Origin of the sequence: Streptomyces sp. NPDC059567 (assembly GCF_042735655.1) — a bacterium.
Classification (GTDB): Bacteria; Actinomycetota; Actinomycetes; order Streptomycetales; family Streptomycetaceae; genus Streptomyces.
On the sequence record NZ_JBHWBS010000106.1, the window covers coordinates 22,750 to 26,385 of the forward strand.

2 protein-coding genes are annotated in these 3,636 nt (G+C 74.2%); both read left to right on the forward strand.

Features of this window, described 5'->3' with window-relative positions:
• Positions 1-278: 278 nt before the first annotated feature.
• Positions 279-590 carry a trypco2 family protein gene (locus tag ACFVZW_RS31835; RefSeq protein ID WP_329121337.1) on the forward strand — a complete coding sequence of 104 codons (312 nt, stop codon included), beginning with the start codon at positions 279-281 and terminating at the stop codon, positions 588-590.
• 7 nt (positions 591-597) lie between these two features.
• The gene (locus tag ACFVZW_RS31840) at positions 598-3,594 is read left to right on the forward strand and encodes a trypsin-like peptidase domain-containing protein (protein ID WP_384528687.1); all 2,997 of its coding nucleotides are present in this window, start codon (positions 598-600) and stop codon (positions 3,592-3,594) included.
• Positions 3,595-3,636: the final 42 nt, after the last annotated feature.

The following is a 3,636-nucleotide window of genomic DNA, read 5'->3' on the forward strand; positions in this document are numbered from 1 at the left end:
CCGCGGCCCTCCCCCCCCGCCGGATTGGCCGGCCCCGGTCGCGCACCCGCCCGCGCCCCCCCCCGCCCCCCCGGGCGGGGGGGGCCCGCCCCCCCCCCCGGGGGGGCCGGGCCCGCTCGGGCAACTCGACCGGTGCGCAGCCCACTTGGCGGCACGGGCGGCCGACCGGCCGACAGCTCTCCACCGACCCCCGCCGATATGATCTCCGCGTAGACGTACGGCCGTTCGGGCCCGGGAGGGAGAGCCCCCGGGACGACGGCGGACGAGGGGGCATACCGGTGGACAACGCCGTGGAGTTGGCGGACATCATCGCGCAGCTGCGCCACGACCTGAGCCGCGCCATGGCGGAAGGCGAAGGCACCGACCTGCGCTTCCAGGCGGAGCAGATCGAGCTGGAGCTGACCGTCGGCGTGGAGCGGAGCCGGGAGCCCGGGGTGAAGGTGCGGTTCTGGGTGTTCGACGCCGGAGCCACCGCGCGGCAGGCGACCACCGACACCCAGCGGCTCACCCTCACCCTGAAGCCGGTACGCCCCGACGCCCCGGACCGCTCGGTGCTGATCTCCGGTGACGAACTGCTCGGTGAGGACTGATCGCGCCATGCCCGAAACCAGCAGGCGCACCGCCGGAGGACTCGACCCGCACCGCATCGCCGAGGTCATCGTCACCACGCCGACCGGCCGCCGCCGCGGCTCGGGCTACCGGGTCACCGACACGACGGTGCTCACCGCCGCGCATGTCGTGACCGGCACCACCGGTACACGGGTCCGCTTCGACGTGGACCGGCCCGGGCAGTGGGAGGCACCCGCGGACGTGGCCTGGTACGACGCCGGCAGCGACGTGGCCGTCCTGACGTTCGTACCGCCGTCGACCGCGCCGTCCGTCGAGCCCGCGCCCTTCGGGCGCATCACCTCGGACCACCACGCCGTCGTCGCCGTCCACGCCGCGGGCTTCCCGCTGTGGAAGCAGCGCCGCCGGCCGGACGGCGGACAGTTCCGGGAACTCCACCAGACCGACGGCACCGTCGCGGCACTGTCCAACCTGAGGACGGGCACGCTGGAGATCACCGTCGCACCGGCCGGAGCCGACCCCAACCCCCAGGTGTCGCCGTGGTCGGGGATGTCCGGTGCGGCGGTCTGGGCCGGAGACCTCATCGTCGGCGTGGTCGCCGAGCACCACCGCTGGGAGGGATCGGGACGGCTGACCGCCGCCCGGATCGACCACGCCCTGCTCCCGGCCGGCGCACCGCCCGCAGCCGAACCGGCCGCGCTGCTGGCCATCGACGACCCTCGGGCGCTGCCCGAAGCGGGTACGGAACCACCGGCCGCGCACGGACCGCACCGCGAGGACGAGCCGGCCGCGAGCAGCCCCCCGGCCCGGTCCAAGGTGATCGGGCTGCCCGTCGCCCACGGCATCGAGCTGTTCAAGAACCGCACCCGCGAACTCGACCTGATCGGCCGCCACCTCGGCGATCCCGCCGTCCGCATGGTGACGGTCACAGGACGCCGGGGCATGGGCAAGAGCGCCCTCGCCGCCAAGGTCATGGACCTCCTCGACCGGGGAGAGTGGCCCGGCCACACGGAGGCGCCGCTCCCGTCGGGACTCGTCAACCTCAGCACCCGTACGTCGGGCATCTCCCTGGAGCGCCTCTACTTCGACTGCGCCCAGCTGCTCGGCGGTGAGCACCGGACCCGACTGCACGAGGTCTGGGCCGCCCAGCTGCCCGTCCAGGACAAGCTCGACGAGCTGTTCGCCGCGATGGGCGACCGGCTCTTCGTCATCCTGATGGACAACTTCGAGGACCTCCTCCACGACGACGGCCGGATCAGGGACGAGGAGGTGGCGCTCTTCCTCGACTGCCTCTTCCGGGCCCGGTCCACCCCACGCGTCCTGGTGACGACTCAGATACCGGTACGTCTCGCCCCCGAGCTGCGCCGTTTCGTCGCCCAGGTCGACCTCGCCGAGGGGCTGCACCCCTCCGAGTCCGTCGCGCTGCTGCGGGAGCTGGACCGCGACGGCAGCCTCGGCATCGCGGACCTGTCCGACGAGGAGCTGCTCCGGGCCGCCGTGCGGATGCACGGCGTCCCGCGCGCCCTGGAGCTCCTCGTCGGAGCCATGGCCGACGACGACATGACGCTGCCCACCCTGCAGGACGTCCTGGCCGACTACGCCCAGCGCCGTGACGTGGTCGAGGGCCTCGTCCAGGACCGTCACCGCCAGCTCGACGCCGGGAGCCGTACGGTCGTCGGCGTCCTCGCGGCGCTGCGCACCCCCGTACCGCAGCCGGTGATCCAGACGATCGTCGGCGGTCTCGATCCCGAGCTCGACATCGCGCACATCCTGGCCCACCTCGTACGGATCCATCTGCTGTCGGTGGACCGCCGGCACCGCACCTTCGCCCTGCACCCGATGGACGCCGACCTGGCCTACGGCGAGCTGCCCGCGGACGGCCCGACCGGCCGCACGGCCGTCGAGCGGCGGATCGCCGACTGGTACGCGAACATCGCCCCGCCCCGTGCGACCTGGCAGACCGCGGACGACGTCCAGCCGCTGCGCCGGCAGTTCGATCACCTGGTGCGCGCCGGTGACGTCGACGCCGCCGCGATGGTCCTCGGCGAGATGGGGGAGTGGCTGGTCTGGCAGGGCTCGGTGCTCGGGGTGATCTCGATGCACCTGGCCATCGACGGCCGTCTCACCGACGACCGGGCCCGCCTGGCCCACCTCGGCTCCTTCGGGCACGCCCGGCTGACGGCGGGGCCGATGGAGCACGCGGTCGAGCTGTTCACCGGGGCTGCCGACCTGGCGGAGCGGCTCGGCGACCGCCGAGCCCTCCAGAACGCCGTCTTCGGTCTCGGCGACGCGTACCGGCAGCTCGCCCGTCTCGACGCGGCGGTCGGCCCGCTGGCCAGGGCAGGCGACCTGGCCCACGAGAACGGCGACATGGAAGGCGAGGTGCACGCGATCCTGTCCCTGAGCCTCGCGTACAGCTCCCTCGGGGACGGCGAGACGGCGCTGGCGAGTGCCGACCGGCTGGCCGAGGTCGCCCGGACGTCCGGGGACCGCCTCACCGAGGCCCGCGCGGCCAACGCCCGTACGATCGCGCTTCTGACGCTTGAGCGCTGGGAGGAGACGATCGTCTCCGGCGACCTGGCCGCACGCGCCTACCGCGCTGCGGACAGCCACGAGGCGATCACGTACGCCCTGAACGCCCAAGGTATCGCCCTGCTGGCGCTGGACCGGGTGACGGAGGCGTTGCCCGTGCTCCAGGAGGCGCTGGACGAGGCGTCACTGATGGAGAACCCCCGCGCGGAGGGCGTCTGCCTCTGCAACCTCGCCTGGGCCTACTGGTGCCACGGACAGTACGCGCAGGCGGCCGAGGCGGCCGAGCGGGCGGCGGTCTCGCTGGGGATCGCGGGCGCGGCGGAGGCGACGGCGGCCCAGGCGCTCGCCGAGGCCGCCCGTGCCCGCGCCGTACCCCGCCCGCGGGCCGCAGCCGACGCGCTGGTCCGTGCGGCCGACGCACTGGGCGGCAACGTCGAGGTGGTCGGTCTGTCCTGGCTCGTCGCCCAGGCGGAGCTGCTGCGGGCGGAGGACTGAACCCCGTCGGTACGGGACGGCGAAGGCCGCCACCCCCGCGCG

Coding starts and splice junctions, on each gene's coding strand:
- ACFVZW_RS31840 (WP_384528687.1), top strand. CDS start 598: ATGCCCGAAACCAGCAGGCGCACCGCCGGAGGACTCGACCCGCACCGC.